At 66.7% G+C, this 23,093-nt stretch carries 17 protein-coding genes; 12 read left to right on the forward strand and 5 right to left on the reverse strand.

Annotated elements, in window-relative coordinates:
• Positions 1-44 precede the first annotated feature (44 nt).
• From AB4Y80_RS07485 to AB4Y80_RS07520, 8 genes are all read left to right on the forward strand, one after another.
• A complete protein-coding gene (locus tag AB4Y80_RS07485) occupies positions 45-956 on the forward strand; it encodes an MBL fold metallo-hydrolase (RefSeq protein ID WP_442213259.1) in 912 nt (303 codons plus the stop codon).
• 81 nt (positions 957-1,037) lie between these two features.
• Positions 1,038-1,835 (forward strand): cyclase family protein, encoded by a 798-nt coding sequence (locus AB4Y80_RS07490; protein ID WP_442213261.1) that lies wholly within the window; start codon positions 1,038-1,040, stop codon positions 1,833-1,835.
• Positions 1,836-2,149: 314 nt separating this feature from the next.
• Entirely contained in the window at positions 2,150-3,049 is a 900-nt protein-coding gene (locus AB4Y80_RS07495; protein ID WP_442213263.1) for a transporter substrate-binding domain-containing protein, read from the forward strand.
• A gap of 70 nt (positions 3,050-3,119) precedes the next feature.
• Positions 3,120-4,094 (forward strand): NAD(P)-binding domain-containing protein, encoded by a 975-nt coding sequence (locus tag AB4Y80_RS07500; protein WP_442213265.1) that lies wholly within the window; start codon positions 3,120-3,122, stop codon positions 4,092-4,094.
• A gap of 101 nt (positions 4,095-4,195) precedes the next feature.
• Entirely contained in the window at positions 4,196-5,083 is an 888-nt protein-coding gene (locus AB4Y80_RS07505) for a transporter substrate-binding domain-containing protein (protein WP_442213267.1), read from the forward strand.
• A gap of 124 nt (positions 5,084-5,207) precedes the next feature.
• Complete coding sequence (locus tag AB4Y80_RS07510) at positions 5,208-5,984, forward strand: amino acid ABC transporter ATP-binding protein (protein WP_442213270.1); 777 nt, start codon at positions 5,208-5,210, stop codon at positions 5,982-5,984.
• 47 nt (positions 5,985-6,031) lie between these two features.
• Complete coding sequence (locus tag AB4Y80_RS07515) at positions 6,032-6,967, forward strand: amino acid ABC transporter permease (protein ID WP_442213273.1); 936 nt, start codon at positions 6,032-6,034, stop codon at positions 6,965-6,967.
• 79 nt (positions 6,968-7,046) lie between these two features.
• The gene (locus AB4Y80_RS07520) at positions 7,047-7,949 is read left to right on the forward strand and encodes an alpha/beta fold hydrolase (RefSeq protein WP_442213276.1); all 903 of its coding nucleotides are present in this window, start codon (positions 7,047-7,049) and stop codon (positions 7,947-7,949) included.
• A gap of 208 nt (positions 7,950-8,157) precedes the next feature.
• Here the strand turns inward: AB4Y80_RS07520 and AB4Y80_RS07525 are convergent, their stop codons facing one another.
• Positions 8,158-9,657 (reverse strand): aldehyde dehydrogenase, encoded by a 1,500-nt coding sequence (locus AB4Y80_RS07525; protein ID WP_442213278.1) that lies wholly within the window; start codon positions 9,655-9,657, stop codon positions 8,158-8,160.
• Between the two features lie 241 nt (positions 9,658-9,898).
• Between AB4Y80_RS07525 and AB4Y80_RS07530 the strand changes: the two genes are divergently transcribed.
• Both AB4Y80_RS07530 and AB4Y80_RS07535 read left to right on the forward strand, forming a co-directional pair.
• A complete protein-coding gene (locus AB4Y80_RS07530; protein WP_442213280.1) occupies positions 9,899-11,503 on the forward strand; it encodes an AMP-binding protein in 1,605 nt (534 codons plus the stop codon).
• A 188-nt stretch (positions 11,504-11,691) separates the two neighbouring features.
• Positions 11,692-12,117, forward strand: a complete 426-nt coding sequence (locus AB4Y80_RS07535) for a universal stress protein (RefSeq protein WP_442213282.1) — start codon at positions 11,692-11,694, stop codon at positions 12,115-12,117.
• A gap of 55 nt (positions 12,118-12,172) precedes the next feature.
• Here the strand turns inward: AB4Y80_RS07535 and AB4Y80_RS07540 are convergent, their stop codons facing one another.
• Entirely contained in the window at positions 12,173-12,568 is a 396-nt protein-coding gene (locus AB4Y80_RS07540; RefSeq protein WP_442213284.1) for a hypothetical protein, read from the reverse strand.
• A gap of 214 nt (positions 12,569-12,782) precedes the next feature.
• Positions 12,783-14,789, reverse strand: coding sequence for an acyl-CoA dehydrogenase family protein (locus AB4Y80_RS07545; RefSeq protein ID WP_442213286.1), 2,007 nt, complete (start codon positions 14,787-14,789; stop codon positions 12,783-12,785).
• A gap of 206 nt (positions 14,790-14,995) precedes the next feature.
• Between AB4Y80_RS07545 and AB4Y80_RS07550 the strand changes: the two genes are divergently transcribed.
• Positions 14,996-17,041: a glycogen debranching N-terminal domain-containing protein gene (locus AB4Y80_RS07550; protein ID WP_442213288.1), complete on the forward strand. Its 2,046-nt coding sequence runs from the start codon at positions 14,996-14,998 to the stop codon at positions 17,039-17,041.
• Between the two features lie 15 nt (positions 17,042-17,056).
• Here the strand turns inward: AB4Y80_RS07550 and AB4Y80_RS07555 are convergent, their stop codons facing one another.
• Positions 17,057-20,194 carry an alpha-mannosidase gene (locus AB4Y80_RS07555; protein WP_442213290.1) on the reverse strand — a complete coding sequence of 1,046 codons (3,138 nt, stop codon included), beginning with the start codon at positions 20,192-20,194 and terminating at the stop codon, positions 17,057-17,059.
• 152 nt (positions 20,195-20,346) lie between these two features.
• On the opposite strand from AB4Y80_RS07555, the gene AB4Y80_RS07560 reads away from it, so the two are divergent.
• A complete protein-coding gene (locus AB4Y80_RS07560) occupies positions 20,347-21,486 on the forward strand; it encodes a serine hydrolase domain-containing protein (protein WP_442213291.1) in 1,140 nt (379 codons plus the stop codon).
• 195 nt (positions 21,487-21,681) lie between these two features.
• Here AB4Y80_RS07560 and AB4Y80_RS07565 read toward each other — a convergent pair whose 3' ends face one another.
• Positions 21,682-23,091: a dihydrolipoyl dehydrogenase family protein gene (locus AB4Y80_RS07565; protein WP_442213293.1), complete on the reverse strand. Its 1,410-nt coding sequence runs from the start codon at positions 23,089-23,091 to the stop codon at positions 21,682-21,684.
• Between the last annotated feature and the right edge of the window lie 2 nt (positions 23,092-23,093).

Here is a 23,093-nt window from a genome sequence, read left to right on the forward strand (position 1 = left end):
TAGTACACACAAGCGCCACGTGATCACCAAAGGAGAAATACGCCGTGACTGAGCCGTTGTTGAAGTCGTCCCAGAATCCCGTCGTCCGTAATGCCGCACGGACGAGGCTCATCCTGCTGGGGACGGGGGGAGGGCCAACGATTCACCGGAATGAGACCCGCACCGGGCCGGCGAGCGTCCTGGTCGTCGACGGCAAGCCGTACTTGATCGATTGCGGGGCCGGGGCGCCTCGCCAGTTTCTCCAGGCCGGGTTGCGATTTGAGGATGTCGACCACATCTACGTCACGCATCAGCACTTCGACCACAACTCCGACCTGGGCAACTTCATGGCGTACGCGTGGTACGCGGGTCGCCGCGAGCCCATCGACGTGTGGGGACCACCGCGCCTCGGCGGCTATATCAGCGACTACGTACGGCTTAATTCCTTCGACTTTGAATTGCGGGAGCGCGAAACCGGCCGGTCGCCGTTCGCCCCCATCCCGCGGGCCAATGAGATCGACATGGACGGAGCCATCAAGACCGACGAGTTGGCGATGATGTCCGACGACCTCGTGTCCGTCAGTGCGTTGCGTGTCTCCCACGGCCTGGTCCCGGCGGTCGCGTACCGGTTCAAGACGCCGGATCTGGACGTCACATTCAGCGGGGACCGCGGCGGTGAAGACGAGATTGTCCGGTTTGCCACGGGGAGCGACGTTCTTGTGCACGAGGTGCTGCACTACGACGCAATGCTCAAGACTTTTCCCAATGCGAACGAGACGGTCTTGTCCCACTACCGCAATGACCACACGGCGCCCGGGGATGTGGGGCGGATCGCCAAGGAGGCCAATGTTCCCTGCCTGGTGCTCAACCACATTCTGCCGGACAACGATCTTGTCAGTGTCAGCGAATGGACGCGATTGGTGCGTGAGACCTACGACGGGGAGATTTTGGTTGGAACGGACCTTATGGAAATCTGATCACTCGAAAAGTGAATTTCAGCCACGCCACCGTTGCACGAACGAAGAACTGACAATCAATTTCCTGACCTGGAGTTGCACATGCCTGCCGTAACCGACCCTTCGGATGCCGTTTCCAATCTGCTCGCCGACCTCGCCTCAGGCAAGGTCGAAATCGTTGACCTGACCCAGCCGCTGTCCGAGAGCTCGCCGGTGATGCGGGTCCCGGAGCCGTTCGTGAATGCGATCGGACTCAAGATGACCGAATTGTCCCACTTTGACGAGCGCGGGCCGCGGTGGAGGTGGAACCATCTGGAGCTGAGTGAGCACGTGGGCACCCACCTCGACGCGCCCATGCACTGGATTAGCGGTCAGGGCGGCGACGACGTCGCAAGCGTGCCGCTCCCGCGTCTCGTCGGCCCGGCCGTGGTCATTGATCGCACCGCGCAGGTCGAAGAGAATCCGGACTATCTGCTCACGATCGAAGACGTTCGGGAGTTTGAGGCCGCGCACGGCGCGTTGCCGGAGGGCGGCTGGCTGCTTTACCGGACCGGTTGGGACTCCCGCGTTCACGACGTGGGAGCCTTCCTCAATAATGCCTCCGGGTCGGCCCGCACGCCCGGCATCGCGCCGGAGTGCGCCAAGTGGCTGGCCCAGGAGACCGGAATCGTCGGCATCGGAGTGCAAACCGTCGGCACCGACGCGGGCGCCTCGCCGACCTTTGATCCGCCCACGCCCGTGCACTACTACATGCACGGCGCCAACAAGTACGGAGTCACGCAGCTGACCAACCTCGACAAGGTGCCGCCCACCGGCGCCCTGATCGTCGTGGCACCGTTGCGCCTGGTCGGGGGCACGGGCAGCCCCGCCCGCGTCATGGCCTTCGTGCCAACGAAGTAGGCGCACCGCACTGACGGTCGCACGCGGGCCGACGCGCCCGCATGGAGACGATGACGCGTGTCCGGCCCGCGCGAGAACGCACATGGCCGGCACTCCCCACCCAAGACGCATCGCTGACCAGGCCGCCGAAGGCCTGGTCAGCGATGCGTCTTGGTTTCGTGGCGGGCGTCACATACTAGTGATCCAGCCGACTGGTGTCAATTGAGTCGATGGGGAAAGTCGAGTCGAAAATATCTGTTGACACGTTACCCGGGTAGTGCGTAAAGTAGCCGTCATCCGACTCCACCCCTCAAACAAAAGCTTGGAGCCCATAAATGCGCAAATTGATTTCAGTCGCCCTGCTGGCCGTCTTTGCAACAACAGCGTGCAGTTCCACCGGCAATGCCCAACTGCCACAGGGGGGCGCTACGACGGCCGCTGCTACGACCGTCGATGAAACAAGTCGGGCGATGCTTCCCGCCGGCCTGCGGGACTCGGGGGAACTTCGCATTGGCGCGTCGTTCCGCACGCCGCCCCTGACCATGCTGATCAAGGACGGCCAGGTCCGGGACGGCCTCTCCTACGAGATGGCGAGCCTCGGCGCAGAAAAACTGGGCCTTCGCCCGGCCTGGAGCAACATCATCTACCCGGGGCAGACTCCCGCGATCAAGGCAGACAAGATCGACATTGTCTGGGAGACAACGAGCGTCAACGAAGAACGCATCAAGGCGGCGACCTTTGTCCACTTCGCCAATGCGAACACATCCGTGCTCGTCACCAAGGGCAATCCCAAGGCAATTGGCTCGATGTCCGACATGTGCGGTTTGAGCATCGGCATGTCGATGGGATCCATCTTCGTCGGATTGGTCAAGGAGCAATCGGAGCGGTGTGTCGCCGGGGGGAAGCCGGCCATCAACCAGCTCACCTATGACGGTGCACCCAGCGGGCGTACCGCCTTGCAGTCAAAGAACATTGACGGCTTCATGAGCGCGCAGCCCGATACCGTATATTTTGCGAACACAACCGGCTCCGGGAACGTATTCTCCGCGGTCGATCTCCCGGAGATCCCGCCGACAAAACTGGCCATCCAGATCAAGAAGGGCGACGCCGAGCTTGCCCGGGCCCTGGAATCACTGGTCAACAACATGATCAAGGACGGTTCCTACGCCGCCGTCTTCAAGAAGTGGAATATGCCCGATTCCATGATGGTCAAGGCCGCCGAGGTCATCGGTTAATCTCAGGGATTTCATTTCGATTGAATCAAGATCCCTGTCTTTTTCACTACCTGAGGAGTTCTGGCACAAAATGAAGTTTCTAAATCGTACGGATGTCTCGAGAATTCTCGCCGATGCACCCGAAATTGTCCGTCCCGTCGTCATCGACACGTACAGTTCGCTTGCCGCCGGCCACGCGACCAGCGCCAAGACAACGTTTTTGAAGATTCCCAACGAGGCGACATCGCGCTTCGTCTCCCTGCCGGCCCATGCCGGCGTCGAAGGCGGCGCCGGCGCGGCCGGAACCAAATGGGTTTCGAATTTCCGTGGGAATGTCGAACGGGACATCCCCCCGTTGAATACCCTGCTGCTGCTTTCCGACACCGGCTCCGGTGCGCCGCTGGCATGTTTGGAGGGCAGTGAACTCAATCTCCGCCGAACGGCAGCGTCGGCATTCCTGGCCGCCGAGCGGTTCGGGTTTGATCCCAGCGATGGCCCGATTGGACTGGTTGGTGCCGGGGCGTTGGCCAAGGCGTTCTGTGCTGAACTTATCCAGACGTATTCCGGCGTGCACAGCGTGGTCGTGAGCGACATCGTCGCGGACCGGGCGCATGAGCTGGTGGCGTCGCTGCTCGAGCGGGGCGTCAAGGCCTCCGTTGGAAGTACGGAAGAGATCTTGCGCGACGCCAACATTGTGGTGCTGGGAACTTCGGCCGAGGAGCCGTGGATTGACCTCGAGCTGCTGCCGACGGAGGGGAAGATTATTCTCAATATCTCCGCGGATGACTTGCCCGCGGAGTACTTCTCCCGCGTCCTGAATGTTACGGACCGAGTCTCGGATGTTGCCAGCATGCCCGTGAGCCTGGGTCGCGCGATTGCACAGGGGTTGGAGACCACCGACATCCTGGAACTCCCGCATCTGCTCGGAACCGACGTGGTGACTACCGAACGCACAGTGGTATTCTCCCCCTTTGGCCTCAGTGTCCTGGACGTGGCACTCGCCGAGAAGATCTATCGGATTGCGGACTCTCAGGACGTGGGAATGGCCTGGGACCATCGGGGCTAGGCCAATTCGCCCCTCGTCGCTCACCCCTCGGGGTCCGGAGCGCCTCACCAGCAGTGTGTAGCAATCATGTCCGCAATATCGGTTACTTGGATGGAGTTTCAATGTCACGTAAATACCTATTGTCAGCGCTCGCCGTTGCCACGCTAGTTGCCGTCTCGGCCTGCGGGTCTCCCGCAGGATCGGGCACGAGCGATCAGCCCACCGCCCTTGCGCCGTCGGCCGCCGCATTGCTGCCGGCAAATATCAAGAGCGCCGGAGCCGTCAGGATTGGTGCGTCATACCAGACCGCCCCGATGACCATGCTTCTCAACGATGGCCAGGACAAGTCCGGCATCTCGCATGAATTGGCGACCCTGGCCGTGGAGCAACTCGGACTCAAGGGCGAGTTCACCACGATGCCCTTCCCGGGCCAGGCTGCCGCACTTGAGGCGGACAAGATTGACGCGGTCTGGGAAACCACCAGCATCAACGCCGAAAGGCTGAAGTCGGCCACCTTCGTCGAGTTCGCGAAATTGACCTACGGCGTGTTGGTCCCGCGGGGGAACCCGGCGAACATCACCGACCTGAAGTCCTTCTGCGGACTTCGCATTGGCGTACCCCAGGGTTCCATCTTCCAGGACTACGTCGAATCGGCGTCCAGTGATTGCAAGGCCGCGGGGTCCGCGCCCGTCAATGTCCTCACCTACAAGGGCCCGCCGGAGGGGCGCCTGGCGGTGCTCTCCAAGAACGCCGATGCATTCCTGGGCGGCTACGCCAACAACCTCTACTACGCCGAACATTCGGATAAGGGTGCGGTCTTTAGTGCGGTCGAGGTTCCGGACATCAAGGCCACCCCGATCGGTATCCAGTTCAAGAAGGGTAATACCGAGTTGGCGAAGGCCATGGCCGAAGCCGTCAATGCGTTGATTGCCGATGGTTCGTACAAGAAAGTCTTCAAAAAGTACGGGCTCGAAGCCATGGAAATTAACTCGGCATCCATCGTGCAATGAACAAACATGACAAGATGAGTACCCAACCAGAGATCGCCGCCCAACGACGCTGTGTGAGTTCACTCCAGCGCGATCGGCACGGCAAAATTCACCATCCATTCCGCCAGCCACAGGAGCAATTCCTATGTCTTTGCTGACAACCCGTAAATTGGTCAAGTCCTTCGGTGACCATTGTGTCCTCAACGGTATCGATTTTTCCCTGGAGGAGGGCAAGGTCGTAAGCATCATGGGACCGTCCGGCTCCGGAAAGAGCACGCTGCTTAGATGCCTAAACCTGCTGGAGTATGCGGACAGCGGCGAAATCTGGTTCGACGGGAAACTCTCGGGCGTGAAGTTGACGCCGAAGGGTCCGCGACGCCTGAGTGAACGTGCCATGCAAAAGCAGCGCCTGGGCATCGGCATGGTCTTCCAGCAGTTCAACCTGTTTCCGCACCTCTCTGTCATGGGAAACCTGTCGATGCCCCAGGTGCACACGCTGGGTGTTTCCAAAGCCGACGCCATGGCGGAGGCGACGCGCCAATTGCAGCGCGTGGGACTGGCCGACAAACGCGATGCCTACCCGGCGCACCTCTCCGGCGGGCAGCAACAACGCGTGGCCATTGCCCGGGCCCTGTGCCTGAAACCCCGGTTGATGCTCTTCGACGAGCCGACCTCGGCGCTGGATCCGGAACTTGTCGGTGAGGTCCTGGCAGTGATGAAGGACCTCGCGGAGAGCGGCATGACCATGGCAGTCGTCACTCACGAAACGCAATTTGCGCTCGAGGTTGGCGAAGACGTGGTTTTCATGGCGGACGGCGGAATCGTCGAACAAGGGCCGTCAAGCCAGGTTCTCCTGGCCCCACGGGAGCAGCGCACGCAAGAGTTCTTGCACAGGTTTCGCCCCAACAAGGCAGAAGCGTAAGACCTTGGAATTCTCGTCCTGGAATACTACAAGAGGGTAGCATTTTCATGTCTAAAAAAACTATTTCACCACTTCGTCCCAAGGCGTCCTCGCTTGACGCGGAACACGCCCGGAATGAATTTGCCGCCATTCTTCCGCGAAAGCATCCCGGGTGGTACATTTCCGGAGCAGTCCTGATTATTGCGTTCCTTTGGTTCAGCTCGAGTCTGGCAAAGAATCCCAATATCGACTATGCGACGATCGGGGCCTACTTTTCGAAGGATGTCATCCTCGGCGGGGTGGTAAATACCTTGCTGATGGCGGCAATCTCGATGTTCTTTGCGGTCATCCTTGGTACGATTCTTGCCGTCATGCGCTTGGCCGGCGGCCCCGTTTGGGCCGCGTTTAGTTGGGGATACGTTTGGTTTTTCCGGTCGGTTCCGCTGCTGGTGCTCATTATATTCTGTGGGAACCTGGCGCTCTTGTTCGATCGGCTGGGGATCGCCATCCCCTTCACGGAGACCTACCTCATCAGCGTCCCCACCAACTCGGTCATGACCGCCTTCGTCGCCTCGATCGTGGCACTGTCCCTGCACGAGGCGGCCTACATGGCCGAGATCATACGAAGCGGCATCATGTCGGTGGCCCCGGGTCAGCGCGACGCTACCAAGGCCCTTGCCATTCCGGGATACAAGGCGTTCTTCCTGGTGGTCATGCCGCAGGCGATGAGAATCATCATTCCCCCGACGGGCAGCTCGGTCATCAATACCATCAAGGCCACCTCGCTGGTTTCGGTTATTGCCGGCTCGGAATTGTTGACCCGGGCGGAGAATATTTCCGCCACCAACCTCAAGACCATCGAGCTGCTGCTGGTGGCATGCCTTTGGTACCTGATTATTGCCTCGGTAGCCGGCGTGGCGCAGTACTACCTCGAACGCAAATACGGCCGGGGGTTCAGCAGGTCCGCTCAATCAGGGACACGGGCACGGCCGGCCTCCGAATAAGGGCGATTCACAACCGAATGACATGAGCGGGCGGCAAGTCTTGCCTCCCGCCATGGCGAATTGAGAAAAGGTACAACCAATGATTGTCGATAGTGCGCACACGCCGCCAAGGCCCACGACGGATGCCGTGGATTCCTTCCATCGGCCGACACCCTTCAGTGAAGGGAGAGTCCACGACGTTGACGGCATCGGGCTGTGGTGCCACGACACCGGCGGCACGGGGGAAGTGGTGGTGCTCCTGGGCGGCTTCACGGCCGGGCACTTTGTCTTTGATCTGGTCCGCGAGTACATGAGCGGCTATCGGCTCATCACGTGGGAGCCGCGTGGCCTGGGCCGCTCGGACACCCCCAACCCTGCCGAGAACGAGTACTCCGTCAATGTGTGGGCAGAGGATCTTCACCGACTGCTTTCCCTTGTGGGGGTGGAGAAAGCCCACATATGGGCCGACGGGTTCGGCGGCTTTATCGCCATGCGACTGGCGGCGGAGTATCCGCAGATCGTCCAAAGCGTGATCACCTCCACCGAGGTTTGGGCGGGCCTGCAGGACCGCACCAAGAACTGGAACGTCTACTCAAGCATTGTCGAGAATCTTGGCACCACGGGCCGCGGGGCGCGGCTCCTGGCAAAGTGGATGGACGTGGAGACCGTGCCGTGGTTCGTCTCCTGGGAGGCGTCAAACATCTCCGAGGTGCTGCACTTGGAGACGGTGCGGGCCACCGTGGGGTATGGGCTCCTGGACGCCGACATTCGCTCGGAACTGCCGCGTGTCAAGGCCCCCACCCTCCTGCTGCTCGGCGGCGCAAAGGGGCAGGATGCGTTGACCCAGGTGGGCGTCAGCGAGTTGCGCGAGGGCGTGGAGAACCTGGAGATCGTCGTGGTCGAAGGCGCCCATGACTCCTACGGCGTTGTGACCCACCCACGGGAGTTCGCGAACGCGGCCCGGGCCTTCATTGAGGCAAATGGGGCCGTGACCCAGCCGTAATCATTGGAATGCACGCCATGAAGGGATCGTGTCCGCACCAGGGCACGATCCCTTCGCGCTTTGGTAAGGATCCGTTGCTCGATGCGCACACGGGTCGGAGATGACGAAGACCTCCGGGTGAGGTGGTGTTGCACCACCTCACCCGGAGGTCTTCGTCATCTGCCCTGGCCACGCCGACCGGGCGGATCGGAGGGGAACCCCCGACCGGCTAGCGGATGGAGAAGGGATCTCGCGTGGCGCCGGCCGTCTCCACCCAGACCGTTTTGGTCTCGCTGTAGGCACGCATCACTTCGAGTCCGTTTTCGCGGCCGATGCCGCTGTGCCCAAACCCGCCGAACGGTGCGGCCGGCGAGTACGCGCGGTAGGTGTTCACCCAGACCGTGCCGGCGCGCAGCGCCCGGGCGACCCGGTGGGCCCGGTGAACGTTCTGGCTCCAAATTCCGGCCGCCAAGCCGAACTTGGTGTTGTTCGCCAGTTCGATCGCCTCCTCCTCGGTGCGGAACTTCATGACGGCCAGCACCGGGCCGAAGACTTCCTTTTGGGCGATGTCCATCTCGGGGTGCACGTCGGTGAAGATGGTCGGTTCCACGTACCACCCCGTCAAGCCCTCCGGGATGCCGCCGCCGCACGCGAGGGTCGCTCCCTGGCGCCGCGCCACGGCGATGTGCTCCAGGACGGCGGCGTGCTGGATCCCGTTGACGAGCGGGCCCATCTGCGTGTTGGTGTCCGTCGGCGAACCGATCCGGATCGCCTTGGCCCGCGCGATGAGGCCGGCGACCAATTCGTCGTGAAGGCTCTCGTGCACGAGGAGTCGCGAGCCGGCGATGCAGGTCTGGCCCGTGCCAATGAATATTCCGTTGATTACCCCGTTGAGTGCAGCTTCCGGGTCGGCGTCCTCGAAGACGAGCTGCGCGGACTTGCCGCCCAACTCCAGCGTCACGCGCGTCAGGTTCGTGACCGCGGACTTGCCGACCGCTATCCCGGTGGCCGTCGAGCCGGTGAAGGCAACCTTGTTGACGCCGGGGTGGGCGGTGATCGCCTGGCCGACTGCCGGACCGAATCCGGTGACAACGTTGTACGCCCCGTCCGGGACTCCCGCCTCGGCCAGAATCGGTCCGAGGGCCAGGGCAGTGGCCGGCGTGTAGTCCGAGGGTTTGACGACGATCGTACAGCCGGCGGCCAGCGCCGGTGCCACCTTCCAGGCCAGCAGCAGCAAGGGTGCATTCCACGGGACGATCGCGCCAACAACTCCGACGGGCACTGCTTCCGTGTAGACGAGCATGTCCAAGTGGTCGGTCGGTATGGTTTGGCCGGTGACCGTCTCGGCAAGCCCGGCGAAGTACTGGAACCAATCAGCGACGAAGGTGATCTGAGCCTCGGCGTCGCGCAGCAGTCGCCCGCTGTCCCGGGCTTCGAGCCCCGCCAGGTGATCGATGTCGCGCATCACCAATTCTGCAATCCGCCGCAGGACACGCGCCCGGCCGAACCCCGTGGTCTGGCTCCACGGTCCCGTCAACGCGGCGCGAGCGGCAGCCACCGCTGCGTCGACGTCGGCAACGTCGCCGTCGGGCACGCGCGCCCACGGCATCTGGGATGCCGGGTCGACGCTGTCGAATGTTCGCCCCGAGTCGGCGGCTGGGACAGCCTTGCCGTCGATGAGCATCGGGAGCGTGACCAGCTGGGAATCCGCGAGCTTGTTTGCAGTCACCTGGGAGCCTCTTTCGGGAGTGAGCATGGAGCATGTACAACTAATACTAAACACTTCACCTAGTTGAGTTGTCAACTGAGTGGTCGAACCCCACGTCGCCTCCGGTGGAACGCGCTTGACGAATAGATGGGTACCAGCAATGCTATGTATCAATCTTGGATGTTCCCGTCCGCAGGGCAATGCAGTGGTCACTGCGCCGGCCCCTCTCGGCGGTAAGCGGCAGGCAGGAAGGAAGTGGCCGATGCCCCCGTACACCGCACACACGGATACCTTCGTGTTGGACCGGATGCCCACACCCGATCAGATGCCGGATCTGGTATTTGACCTCCCCGACCTCCAATTTCCGCCGCGACTGAACTGCGCCGACGTGCTGCTGGGCACCAGTATCGCGGCCGGTCGGGGGGATCGCCGCTGCCTGATCACGGACACCGCAACGTGGACCTATGCTAACTTGTTGGCCCGCAGCAGCCAGATAGCGCACGTGCTGGTCGAGGATCTGAAGATCGTGCCGGGCAATCGGGTCCTGTTGGTCGGCTTCAACGGCACCATGCTCGTGGCCGGTTGGTACGCGGCGATGCTGGCGGGTGCGGTTGCGGTGACCATCGTGCCAAAGGCCACCGGCTACGAAATCAAGTCCTACGCTGATCGAGTCCAGCCTTCCGCGGCGCTCTTTGACTATCGCTTGGCCGATCGCCTCGACGAGGTGACCACCGGGCTCCCCGACAGCCGGCGTCTGGCCTGGGGGGCGGATGCACAGGGTGGACTCGAGGCCAGGATGCAGTCCAAGCCCACAACTTTCGACCCCGTTGACACGGCCGCGACCGATCCGTGCATCATCGCGTTTACCTCGGGTTCTGGTGGGCGGCCCAAGGCCGCCGTCCACACTCACCGCGACATCCTTGCAGTGTGCTCCATCTTCGCCGGCTCCGTCCTTAAGCCAAACGAATCAGACGTGTTTGCCGGCAGTCCGCCGCTCGGCTTCACCTTCGGGCTCATGGCGTTGGCCTGCTATCCGATCATTGTTGGCGCCGCCGTCGTGCTCCTTGAGCGCGCGGGCCCTCGCGAACTTGTTGACGCGATTGAGGACCACCGCGCGACCGTGTGCTTTACGGCGCCCACCGCCTACCGCACATGGATCAGGGACGGCGTCGTGCAGCGCCTGCGCTCGCTGCGCATTGCCGTGTCGTCGGGGGAGCCGATGGGCGGCGCGGAGTGGCGCGCCTACAAGGAGGCGATCGGCCTGGACGTGGTGAACTGTCTGGGAACTACCGAGCTGCTCCACGCGTGCATGTCGACCTCACGCTTCACCCCGCGGCCCGGATCGATCGGTCGGCCCATCCGCGGATATAAGGCCAAGATCATCGACCTCAGCGGTCACGAGCTGACCGGTGGCGGGGTGGGGCTTCTCGCCGTGAAGGGGCCCACCGGCTGCATGTACCTCGATGACCCGCGCCAGCGTGAGCAGGTTCGCGGCGGCTGGACCCTGACCGGGGACCTCGCACGGCGCGACGCGGACGGCGTCTACTGGTTTGAAGGCCGCTCCGACACGATGATTGTCACGGCGGGGCGAAACGTCTCACCCGCCGAGGTGGAAGGCGTGCTGTTGGAGCACCCCGACGTCGAGGAGTGCGCGGTCATCCCGATCCCGGATCGCATTCGCAGCGCCAGGATCAAGGCAGTCGTCGTGACGCGGCGCGGATTCCCCAACGATGAGCGCGGGGTGATGCTGCTCAAGGAGTTCGTGATGGCCAAGATCGACACCTACAAGTGTCCACACATCATCGAGTTCGTCGCCGAATTGCCGCGAACGCCGAGCGGAAAGGTGGCCCGCCGGGCGCTGACATGAGTCGACGGGACCGGGCCGGGGCGCCTCGGCAGCGTCGCCACCGGCCCAATCCCCACCATTGGACGCATTGGCCTACGTTTGCTGCCCCACAGTTGGGGCAAAATGCTGGATTCTGTGCCTAAGGTAGTGAAATAGTGGCGGAAGTGTTTTCAGCACTTTTGCCGGCCCCAACCTAAGGATGCACGAAAATGACAGGAATTATCATTGTCGGAGTCGACGGCAACTCAACGTCCATGAAGGCTGCCCGAGTGGCGGCGTCCCTGGCCAAGGCCACCGACTCCACCTTGCGCGTGGTGACGGCCTATGGGGCGGACAAGACCGAGAAGGTGGAGATCGGCAACGACGAATGGTTCCTGTCCACCGCCGATGAGGCCGAGCGCGTGGCCCAGCGGGTCGCCGAGGAGCTCAAGGCCAGCGGCGTCAAGACGGAGTACACGGCCGCCCTGGGCAAGCCGGCCGAGGTCCTCCTGGAGGAGGCCGAGATGCGCCAGGCCACCATGATCGTGGTCGGCAACGTGCGCATGCAGGGCCTCAAGCGCGTGCTGGGCTCGGTGGCCAACGCCGTCTCCCACAACGCTCCGTGTGACGTCTACATCGTCAAGACGGACGGCTAAGCGCGATCAAATGTCCCCCTTGCGGCGGCCGATGCCCGCCGCGAGGGGGAATTGCTTAAGCGGCCCGGTCGGTATCCTTCTTCAGCTCGGAGAGTTTTTCCCCGAGCTTCGTGGTGGAGGCCTTGGCCGCCTTGCCGGCCTGGTGCGCCAGCCCGACGGCGGCACTTCCGGCATGCGTACGGGCGCTGTTTAGGCCATGGGAGAGTTTTTCGCGCACGACGGGCGCAAGGACCTGCAGGGGAGCCGCCGGCCTGGCCGCGGACACGGGAGCGCCCTGGGCGGAGCGCAGGAGGATCGTGACCGGGCGGGCCAGCAGGAACACTCCGCGCACGGCCGCGGCCGCGGCCACCACGGCAAAGAAGGCCAGGAAGCTGACCGCCAGAATGAGCACGCCGAGCATCAGGGTGCCGGCGAAAACCAGCGTGTAGGAGTTAAACAGCAAGTTATCCATGAGGTCTCCCGATTTCGTGCTCAGCAGCGCGTATTCCCGACGCTAGGGGGCAAAGCTGAAATGGGCGGCCACATCCGGGCGGTGTCGGAACAATGAAATCAAGCCGTGACATTTCACTCTGCAATTCACATGATCTCAAAGTTGGGGGACCAATTTCCGCCGGAAGGCTCCGATCCCGTCGGTGACGTTGGGCACACCCGGACGGGACCGCGACCTAGCGGTAGTTCCGGTGCTGGTTTTCGCGCCGTGACGGGCCGCCGGCCGCGTCCGCGATCCACGGCCCGGTGCCCTCGGAGAAGTCGATGATCCCCTCCTCCAGCCACGTGTAGTCACCCTCCAGCACCGACGCGGCCAGGGAAGAGTCGGCGTCGTCGGTGTTGTGCCACAGCTCCCCGAACAGCGCCTCGATCCGCAGCCTGGACTGGCCGGCAAACGCGTCCGCGAGCTCCAGCGCGTACCGGCCCTGGACGGGATCCTTGAGCCGGAGCATCTCCGCCCGGCTGCAGCAGGCGGCAATGGCGAACAATTCCGCGCCGATGTCCACGATCCGCGCCAGGAACGCCTGCTTGTATTCAAGCCTGCCCTGCCAGCGGCCCATGCCGTAAAACGTCTGCCGGGCCAGTTTCCGGGATTCGCGTTCCACAAAGCGCAGGTGCTTGCCGAGCGGGCCGAACTCGTTGTAGGAGCGCGGGTCCAGTCCCTTGCCCACCACCAGCTGCGGCAGCCATTTGGCGTAAAAGCCGCTGGCCGCCACGGCCGCCTTGCCCTTTTGCGCCAGCGTGGCGGTGGTGGAGGCCAGGTCCCCGGCCGCGGCCAGGTGCGCGTCGACGGCCTCCCGGGCGATCAGCAGGTGCATGATCTCGGTGGAGCCCTCGAAGATCCGGTTGATGCGCAAATCCCGCAGCAACTGCTCGGCCGGCACGGCGCGCTCACCGCGGGCGGCCAGCGACGCGGCCGTCTCATAGCCGCGGCCGCCGCGGATCTGCACGAGCTCGTCGGCGCATTTGTAGGACATCTCCGAGGACCACAGCTTGGCCAGTGCCGCCTCGATCCGTACGTCCTTCATGCCCGCGTCGGCCAGGGCGGCGGAGAGTTCAAAGACGGCCTCGAGGGCAAACGTGGTGGCGGCCATGAACGCCAGCTTCTTGCCCACGGCCTCGTGCCGGCCCACCGGGTGCCCCCACTGGGTGCGCGCGTTGGACCATTCCCGGGCGATCTTCAGCGACCACTTCGCCGCCCCGGCGGCCGTGGCCGGGATGGACAGCCGTCCGGTGTTCAGCGTCGTCAGGGCGATCTTGAGCCCCTGGCCCTCCCGGCCCAGCCGGTTTTCCGCCGGGACCCGGACCTGGTGGAAGCGGGTGACCCCGTTTTCAATGCCGCGCAGGCCCATGAACGCGTTGCGATGCTCGACGGTGATCCCGGGGGAGTCGGCCTCCACCACGAACGCCGTGATGCCGCCGGTCGTCCTGCCGTCAGCATCTAGCCCGCGGGCGGGCACCACGGCCATGACCACCACGATTTCGGCGATGACGCCGTTGGTGGTCCACAACTTCACGCCGTCCAGGATGTATTCGGAGCCGTCCTCGCTGGGCACGGCGATGCAGGCCATCCGCGCGGGGTCGGAGCCGACGTCGGGCTCGGTCAGCAGGAAGGCCGTGATGGCGCCGGCCGCGCAGCGGGGCAGGTACTTTTGCTTTTGCGCCGGCGTGCCAAAGACCTTGACCGGTTCCGGCACGCCGATGGACTGGTGCGCGGAGACGAGCGCGCCGAAGGACGGGTGCACGCTGCCCAGGATTTCCAGCGCCCGGCCGTAGTAGGTCAAATTCAGCCCGAGGCCGCCGTATTCACGCGGAATCTTCATGCCGAACACGCCCAGCTCGGCCAGGGAGGCAAGGTATTCGTCCGGGATTTTCGCGTCGCGTTCGATCCGGGCGCCGTCCATGGTGCGCGCGTAGGTGTCCACGGCGAGCAGGAAGGCGTCGCCGCGTTCCACGTCATCGTCCGGCGCCTGGGGGTGCGGGTGGATCAGGCTCAGGTCAAAGTTGCCCAGATACAGCCCCTTGGCAAAGCTGGGCCGCTCCCATGCGGTTTCCCGGGCCGCCTCCGCGACTTTCCGGGCGTCTTCCGCCGTCACCGGCGCGCCGGTGGTCGAGGGCGCCGGACCGGCGGGCGTGCTGGACGGAGGGGTGTTTGTTGCAGGGTCGCCAACGTGTGTGCTCATGACTTCCTCGATTCCGCCGGCGCCGTCGAAGGCACCGGCCGGTGGAACATGGGGCCCAGTGATGCCTCGATGCTACTCGCCGGTACGGTGGGCGGCAATGGTGGCGCCGCGGCGCCGGCGCGGGGGTGGGCAAGCGGAGAAGATGGCGGCACCATTGAGGGGAGAGCACCCCCGCCCCGGCCGTGCAGTCCTTTTTGGAGGAGAAATTGAAGGAGAACGCAGTGACCCACCGCCAGCCCTTTCTTCACGAGATGGCCGTGCTCGTCAGCGCCCCCATGCAGGCCTGGTCCGGCCGCGACGGGCAGCTGCGGGCCAACGGCGCCCAGGGAATTTACTGTGCGGACACCCGGGTGGTGGGCGAGGCCGTGCTGACCATCAACGGCGAGGAACCCGAGTTCCTGGCCACCTCCCGGGACCAGGGCGCCGAGGTGTGCTTTGAGGCCGCGGTCCGCTCGCTGGGCGGCGACACCGATGATCCGCTGGTCGGGCTGACCCGGCTCCGGCGGGTCCACGCCGAGGGCGTCACCGAGGAAATCGTGCTGCGCTCGGACCTGGGCCGCGACGTGGACGCCGTGATCGAGCTAAAGGTCGGCGTCGATTGTTCTCCGCTGGCGTCGGTGCGCTCCGGCGGGGCCGCCCATCCACTCACCCCCATCGACCGGGACGGCCGCTGGGAGGTCCGTGCGGGCGCGGTCCGTGCCACCGTGACCGCGCCCGGCGCCGCGGCGGAACGGGACGACGCCGGGGTGCGCTTCCGCTGGGCGGTCACCGTCCCGGCCCGGGGAACCGCCCGGGCGGAGTGGTCGGTCGGCGCATGGGATGACCTCGCCCCCTTCACGGCCGCGCGGGTGCCGCCCCCGCCGCCGCTGACGGTGCGGGCCCGTGATCCGCGCCTGGCCGCATTGGCGGCCCGCGCCCAGGCGGACCTGAGCGGCCTGCGGATGTCGCCCCGGGAGTCCCCGGACGACGTCTTCCTGGCCGCGGGGGCGCCGTGGTATTTCACGCTCTTTGGCCGGGATTCGCTCATCGCCGCCCGCATGCTGCTGCCCGTGGATCCCGGGCTCGCTGCCGGCACGCTGCGCACCCTGGCCGCGCGGGCCGGCCGGGCCAACAATCCGGAGGCCGCCGAGCAGCCCGGCAAGATCCCCCACGAGGTGCGCCGCGGCGAGCTCCACCTGCCCGCCGGCGCCCACAATGCCGAACTGCGCCTGCCACCCGTGTACTACGGCACCGTGGACGCGACGCCGCTGTGGATCAGCCTGCTCCACGAGGCCTGGAAATGGGGCATGCCGGCGGATGAGGTGGCGGCGCTGCTGGACACTCTCCAGGCGGCCCTGGCGTGGCTGCGGGACTGGGCGGATGCCGACGGCGACGGGTTTCTCGAGTACCTGGACACCACCGGGCACGGCTTGGCCAACCAGGGCTGGAAGGACTCCGCGGACGCCATCCGCTGGAACGACGGCTCGCAGGCGCACGGTCCCATCGTGCTGGCGGAGGTGCAGGGCTACGCCTACCGGGCCGCGCTCGACGGCGCGGAACTGCTCGAGGCGTTCGGCCGCCCGGGCCCCGCGGAATGGCGGGCCTACGCCGGTGATCTGGCCCGGACATTCCGGGCCGCGTTTTGGTGCCGCGACGCCCTGGGACCCTACCCGGCCCTGGCCCTGGACCAGGACAAGCGGCCGGTGGACGGCGTCGCCAGCAACATGGGGCACCTGCTGGGCACGGGCATCCTCTCGGCGGCCGAAAGTGCGGCGGTCGCGGCCCGGATCATGCACCCGAGCCTGTTCTCCGGCTTCGGCGTGCGCACCCTGGACACCGGCAACGGAGGGTACTGGCCGCTGCGCTACCACGCCGGTTCGGTGTGGACCCACGACTCGGCCGTCATCTTGGCCGGACTCGCCGCCGCCGGGCACCCGGAGGAGGCGGCCCGCATTGCCGCCGGCCTGCTCAACGCGGCCGAGACCTTCGGCTACCGGCTGCCCGAGCTGTTTTCCGGCCACACCCCGGACCAGGGCGGGCCGCTGCCCTACCCGTCGTCCTGTCGTCCCCAGGCCTGGGCTGCGGCATCGGCCATCCCGATCATGCTCGCCACCCTGGGACTTGAGCCCCACGGCCCGGGCGCGCTGCCGACCGCCGCCGCGAGGGTCCCGACGCCCTTCGGCGCCTTCAGCGTTGCGGGCCTGCGCGCCGGCGGCCGGGCGTTCACGGTCGACGTCGACGCCCGGGGCCGGACCGCCATCTCACCGTCCTGAGGCGCGTGGGAGGCGTCAGCCCRCCGCCGGCGTCAGCCGCACCGTCACGATCTGGAACGGGCGCAGCACGACCACCACCCCGTCGGGACCTGCGGAGGTGAGAGATCCGGCGTCGTGCGGCTGCTCCAGGAGGTTGTTCTCCACGGCCGCGGCCACCCGGAACGACGTGCCGAGCGTGACCCTGGCGCGGGCGCCCAGGGGCTCGTACAGGCGCACGATCACGTCCCCGCCGCGGTCATCGGCCAGCTTGACGGCCTCCACCACGGCGGCCGCCGAATCGGTCCGCACCAACGGGGCAACCGGCGCGCCGGCCAGCTCGCGCGCCGGGAGGTTGAGCGCATACCCGGCCCGGACGGCGTCGGCCACCGTGGCCCCCACCACCAGCGCATAGCTGAACCGGTGCCGGCCCTGGTCGGTTTCCGGGTCTGGGAACCTCGGCCCGCGCAGCAGGGACAGCCGCACCGTGGTGAAACTGGACCCGTGGGCGCCGGGGTGGCGGGAGACGTCGTGGCCGTACGTGGAATCGTTGACGACGGCGGCGCCGAATCCGGGCTCGCCCACATGGACCCAGCGGTGCGCACATACCTCGAAACGGGCACAATCCCAGGAGGTGTTCTCATGCGTGGCCCGCCGGATGTGCCCGTACTGGGTCTCGAAGCGGGCGGAATCGGCGTGCACGTCGATGGGGAACGCGGCCTTCAGCAGGGTCTCGTGTTCATGCCAGTCGACGTCGTTGTGGACGGTGACCTGCCGGGAGTCCGGGGCGATGTGCACGCGCTGGGTGATATGCGAGTTCCGGAACGCGCGCGTGATGGTTACCACCGCCTCCCCATCCCGCACGGCGGCCTCCAGCGATTCCACCTCACGGACGTCCGTGACCGTGTTCTTATAGAATTTGTCGATGTCCCAGGCGTCCCACATGTTGGGGAAGTCCGCGTGCAGCTGCAGCAGGTTGGCCCCCTGCCCGGCGGGGACCACCTCCCGGTTCGCGGCCAGGTCGATGATGGAGGTGATGACCCCGTCGGCGCCGAAGCGGACCCGGATCAGGCCGTTTTGGGCGAGGATGGCGTCGCCGTCGCGCTCGAGGGTCACCGTGGTGGTGGCCGGTGCCGGGACGCCGGCGGCAAACGGGGCCACGCCGCGGCGGGCGAACGGCGAACCGTTGAAGCTCACCCAGGCCTCCGGCGTGGCCGGGCGTGGGGAGCCCTGGGCGGCGGCCGGCGCGCCGGCCAGGGCCCGCTGTGCGCCGGTGATGACGGCGTCGAGGTCCGCGGCGATCTCCGCATAGCGTTCGGCGGCCTCGYGGTGCACCCAGGCGATGGAGGAGCCGGGCAGGATGTCATGGAACTGGTGCAGCAGCACGAGCTTCCAGATCCTCTCGAGCTCGTCATACGGGTAGTCCGCCACCCCGCGGACGGCCGCCGTGGCGCTCCACAGCTCGGCCTCGCGCAGCAGGTGCTCGCTGCGCCGATTGCCCTGCTTGGTCAGCGCCTGGGAGGTGAAGGTGCCGCGGTGCAGTTCCAGGTACAGCTCGCCCTTCCACACCGGCGCGTTGGGGTATTCGGCCTCCGCGGCGGTGAAGAATTCCTGCGGGCTGGCGATCGTGACCTGCGCCGAGCCCTCCAGGTTCCCGGTGCGCCGCGCCCGGGCGACCATTTCGCGCGTGGGCCCGCCGCCGCCGTCGCCCCAGCCAAACGGCACCAGGGACCGCCCGGCGGCGCCCTTGTCGCGAAAGTTGGTGACGGCATGGGCCAGTTCCCGCCCGGACAGCTGGGCGTTGTAGGTGTCGACCGGCGGGAAGTGGGTGAAGACGCGGGTGCCGTCGATGCCCTCCCAGTTAAACGTGTGGTGCGGGAACTTGTTGACGGTGTTCCAGGAGATCTTTTGGGTCAAAAACCACCGGGCCCCGGCGAGCTTGACGATCTGCGGCAGCGCGGCCGAATACCCGAAGGAATCCGGCAGCCAGACCTCCTGGCACTGAATGCCGAAATTCTCCGTGAAGAACCGCTGGCCGTAGCTGAACTGGCGGGCCATGGCCTCGGAGCCGACCATGTTGGTGTCCGCTTCCACCCACATCCCGCCCACCGGGATGAACCGGCCCTCCGCCACGGCGTCCGCGACCTTTTCAAAGACCTCCGGGCGCTCGTCCTTGAGCCACTGAAACTGCTGGGCGGAAGACATGGCAAATTTCAATTCCGGGTAGTCCTCGAGCAGGTTCACCACGTTCGAGCTGGTGCGGGCCACCTTGCGCACGGTCTCGCGCAGCGGCCACAGCCAGGCGGAGTCGATGTGGGAATGGCCGATCGCCGCCAGCTGGTGGGCGCTGGCCGTGGCCGGGCTGGCCAGGACCGGGGCGAGTTCGGCGCGGGCGGCGGCCGCCGAGCCGGGGATGTCGGTGAGCTGGACGGCGTCGAGCGCGCGTTCCAGGGCGTAGAGGATGTCCCAGCGCTGGGGGTTGCCCAGATCGAGTTCGGCCTGCAGCTGCCCGAGCACCTCCAGGTCCTGGACCAGCTCCCACACCTCGCCGTTGAAAATGTTGATGTCCGCCCGGGCCATGGTGTACCGGGGGGCGGGTCCGGCCGTCGCCTTTTCCCCCAGCTGCGAGGGGGCGAAGGGGGCGTCGGAGAACACGAACGGGTTGGCCGCGGCCTCCACGTACAGGTCAATCCGCTCGCCGCCGGCCGCCTCCCGGGCCACCGGCAGCCACGTGTTGAGCGGGTTGAGTCCCTTGACCACGGTGCCGTCGGGCCGGTAGGCGAGGCCCTCGGCCTGGAATCCGGGCCAGGACTGGCTGAAGCCCAGGTCCACCACCAGTTCCGTCCGGTGTCCCTTCGCCGCCGCGGGCACGGTGCCGGTGAGGTGGATCCAGCTGGTGCCCCAGGCCGGCCCCCACTGCTGCCCCACGGTAAACGGTTCATAGGCCACCTTGGCGTCGGCCTTCGCGGCGGCCAGTGTGGCACCGGCGTCGGAGGCGGCGTCGTGTCCCGGCGGGAACGGCAGCGCGACGGGCGGTGCCACGGGCTCGCCCTGACCGCCGGCCACATGCCACGCCGCCAGGTCCAGCGCGGCCACGGGCGTGTGGACGGCGGGGGCGATCCGCTCCGCCAGGACACGTTTGAGCCGGTTCTCAATAAGAGTGTGATTCTCATGCATGGCGGGCTGCCTTCCGGGACGGGGGCGGAAAATGCGGCGGTGGCCCTGGTGGGCGGGTGTGGCTGGAATATTCATTCTAGTGCCGAGCGGGCGGGGGCACACTGGGGGACGGAAACCCGGGGAGGGCGCACGGCAGTGCCTACAGTGGTCTCATGAACTCACCGCTGGAAGAAGTGCCCGCGTCCCGCTCCCACGGGTTTGCCGCCGCCCCGTTCGCCTCCGTGCGGGCCTGCTTTGATGCCATGCTCGACGCCGACCCCGGCTACGGCGCGCAACTGGCCGTCTACCGGGACGGGACGAAGGTGCTGGATCTGTGGGGCGGTCCYGGCGTCGCGGCCGACTCCGTGACCGGCGTGTTCTCCTGTTCGAAAGGTGTTGCGGCGCTCGCCTTCAGCCTGCTGGTCCAGGACGGGGTGATCGACCTGGACGCCCCCGTGGCCGCGTACTGGCCCGAATTCGCCCAGCACGGCAAGGGCGGCATCCTTGTCCGCGAGCTGCTCTCGCACCAGGGCGGACTGGTGGGCGTGCCCGGCGGCGTCGCCATGGAGGACTACAACGACCTCCCCGCCCTGGCCTCCAGACTGGCCGCCATGGCGCCGCTGTGGCGGCCGGGCAGCGGCACGTTTGGCTACCACGCCCTGACCATGGGGGTCTTCCTGGAGGAGCTGTGCCGCCGGACCGCCGGGGTGCGCCTGCAGGATCTGTACAATCGGCGCATCCGGGAACCATACGCCGCGGACATGTACCTGGGCCTGCCCGAATCCGAGGAACCCCGGTTCCGTCCCGTCACCTACGCGGCGGATCCCGCACCCGCGTTCCTTGACCCCGAGTCGCTGGGCGGCATTGCCGCCAATGTGCGGGCCGGCACCCTCCTGGAACTCCCCAACATCCGCAGCATCCGGGCGGCCGGCAGCTGCAGCGGCGCGGGCGTGGGATCGGCCGACGGACTCGCCCGCGTATACGCCGCGGCCGCCACCGGGCTGGAGGGCAGGCCCGCCTTCCTGACCCCGGCGACCATCGCCGCCATGGCGACCGAGCAGGTCTGGGGGCTGGAACGGGGGTCGGGGGAAACCGGCGCCTTTGCCGTGGTGTTCATGAAGTCCCACCCCCGCATGGACTATGGCAGTTCCCAGGCGTTCGGGCACGACGGCGCCAACGCGGCCCTGGGCTTTGCGGACCCGGCGTACGGGCTTGGCTTCGGCTACGTCCCGGGCCGGGTGGAGCCGGGTGCCACGCCGGGCCGCGGCATGCAGTTGAGCGCCGCCGTGCGCCGCGCCATTCTGGCGGGCTGACGCCCAAGGCCGCGCGTGCGTCGGCGCGGCCCGGGTGCCTCCGGCCGTGACCGGCCGTGACCCGGCCGTTGAACTGTCAGCACCTGCGGGTGTACACCCGCAGGTGCTGACAGTTCAACGGGCCGGTCTGGGCGGAATGGGGCGGAGCGGGGCGGGCAGGGACGTAGGAGGCAGGACGGACGCGGGTTCGGGGGCTCAGCCCAGCCTGGCCAGGGCGTCGGCTACGGCCCGGTGAAAGGTCGGGTACGTGTAGATCATGGTCTTCAGGGTGGCGACGGGGATGCGGGCGTGCACGGCCAGGGCCAGCATGGCCAGGACTTCCCCGCCGTGGGGTCCGACGGCCGCGGCGCCGACCAGGACGCCGCGGTCCGCGTCCGCGACCACCTTGATGAAGCCCTGGTTGCCCGCCTTGTGGATCCAGCCACGGGTGGATTCGGTCAGGTCGGTGTACCCAACCTCCACGGCCAGGCCCCGGTCGCGGGCCGCCCGCTCGGTCAGCCCGACGGCGCCCATCTCCGGGTCGGTGAACGTGGCCCGGGGGACGGCGTGGGATTCGGCGGTGCCGCGGTCCTCCCCGAGGATCCGCCCGGCCACGATGTTGGCGTGATACATCGAGAGGTGCGTGAACGCCCCGGCCCCCACGGCGTCGCCGATCAGGTACAGATCCTCGGCCAGGCGCAGGTGGCCGTCCACGGCCGGGGGAGTCCTGCCGTCCCAGGCGATCCCCGCCCGGTCCAGGTCGAGGGCGCCGAGCGTGGAGGAGCGGCCGACGGCGACCAACAGCCTTTCCGCGGTCACCGTCGTGACGTCCGGGCCGGCGTCGGGCCCGGAGCGCGCCAGATTGACGGTGAAGCCGGCGGCGGAATGGGCGACCGAGCCGGCTTCCGCGTTGCAAAGGACCTCGATGCCCTCGCCGTCAAAGACCTCGGCCAGCAGCGCGGCGGCCTCGGGTTCCTCGCGCGGGACCAGCCGGGGGCCGCGCGCCACCACGGTGACCCGCGTGCCGAAGCGGGCAAAGACCTGGGCCAGCTCGACGCCGACGGGGCCGCCGCCCAGGACAATCAGTGACTCCGGGGCGGCGTCCGCCCGCAGGGCGTCCCGGTTGGTCCAAAACGGAGTGCCCGCCAGGCCCGGAATGGGTGGCACGGCGGGGTTGGTGCCCGGATTCAGGACCACGGCGCGGCGGGCCGCGAAGGTGGCCTCGCCGCCGTCGTGCCGGCGGACGGTGACCTGCCGGGGTCCGGTGAGCCGCCCCGTGCCGCGGACCAGCCGGCCGCCCTTGTCGGTGAACCGCTTGGCGGCCACGGCGTCGTCCCAATTGTCCGTGGCCTCCTGGCGGATCCGGGCCGCCACCGGGGCCCAATCCGGGACGAGCTGCACCCGCCCGGCCAGGGCGGGAACGCGGCGCGCCTCGGCCAGGGCATTGCCGGCCCGGATCATCATCTTGGAGGGCACGCAGCCGAAGTAGGGGCACTCCCCGCCCACCAGGCGCGCCTCCACGCCCACCACGCCGAGCCCGGCCGCGGCCAATTCCCCGGCCACGGCCTCCCCGCCCGGCCCCATGCCCACCACAATCACGTCGGCGATCTCCGGCACCGCAGTCATGG

The sequence above is a fragment of the Specibacter sp. RAF43 genome (genome assembly GCF_052114065.1).
Lineage (GTDB): Bacteria > Actinomycetota > Actinomycetes > Actinomycetales > Micrococcaceae > Specibacter.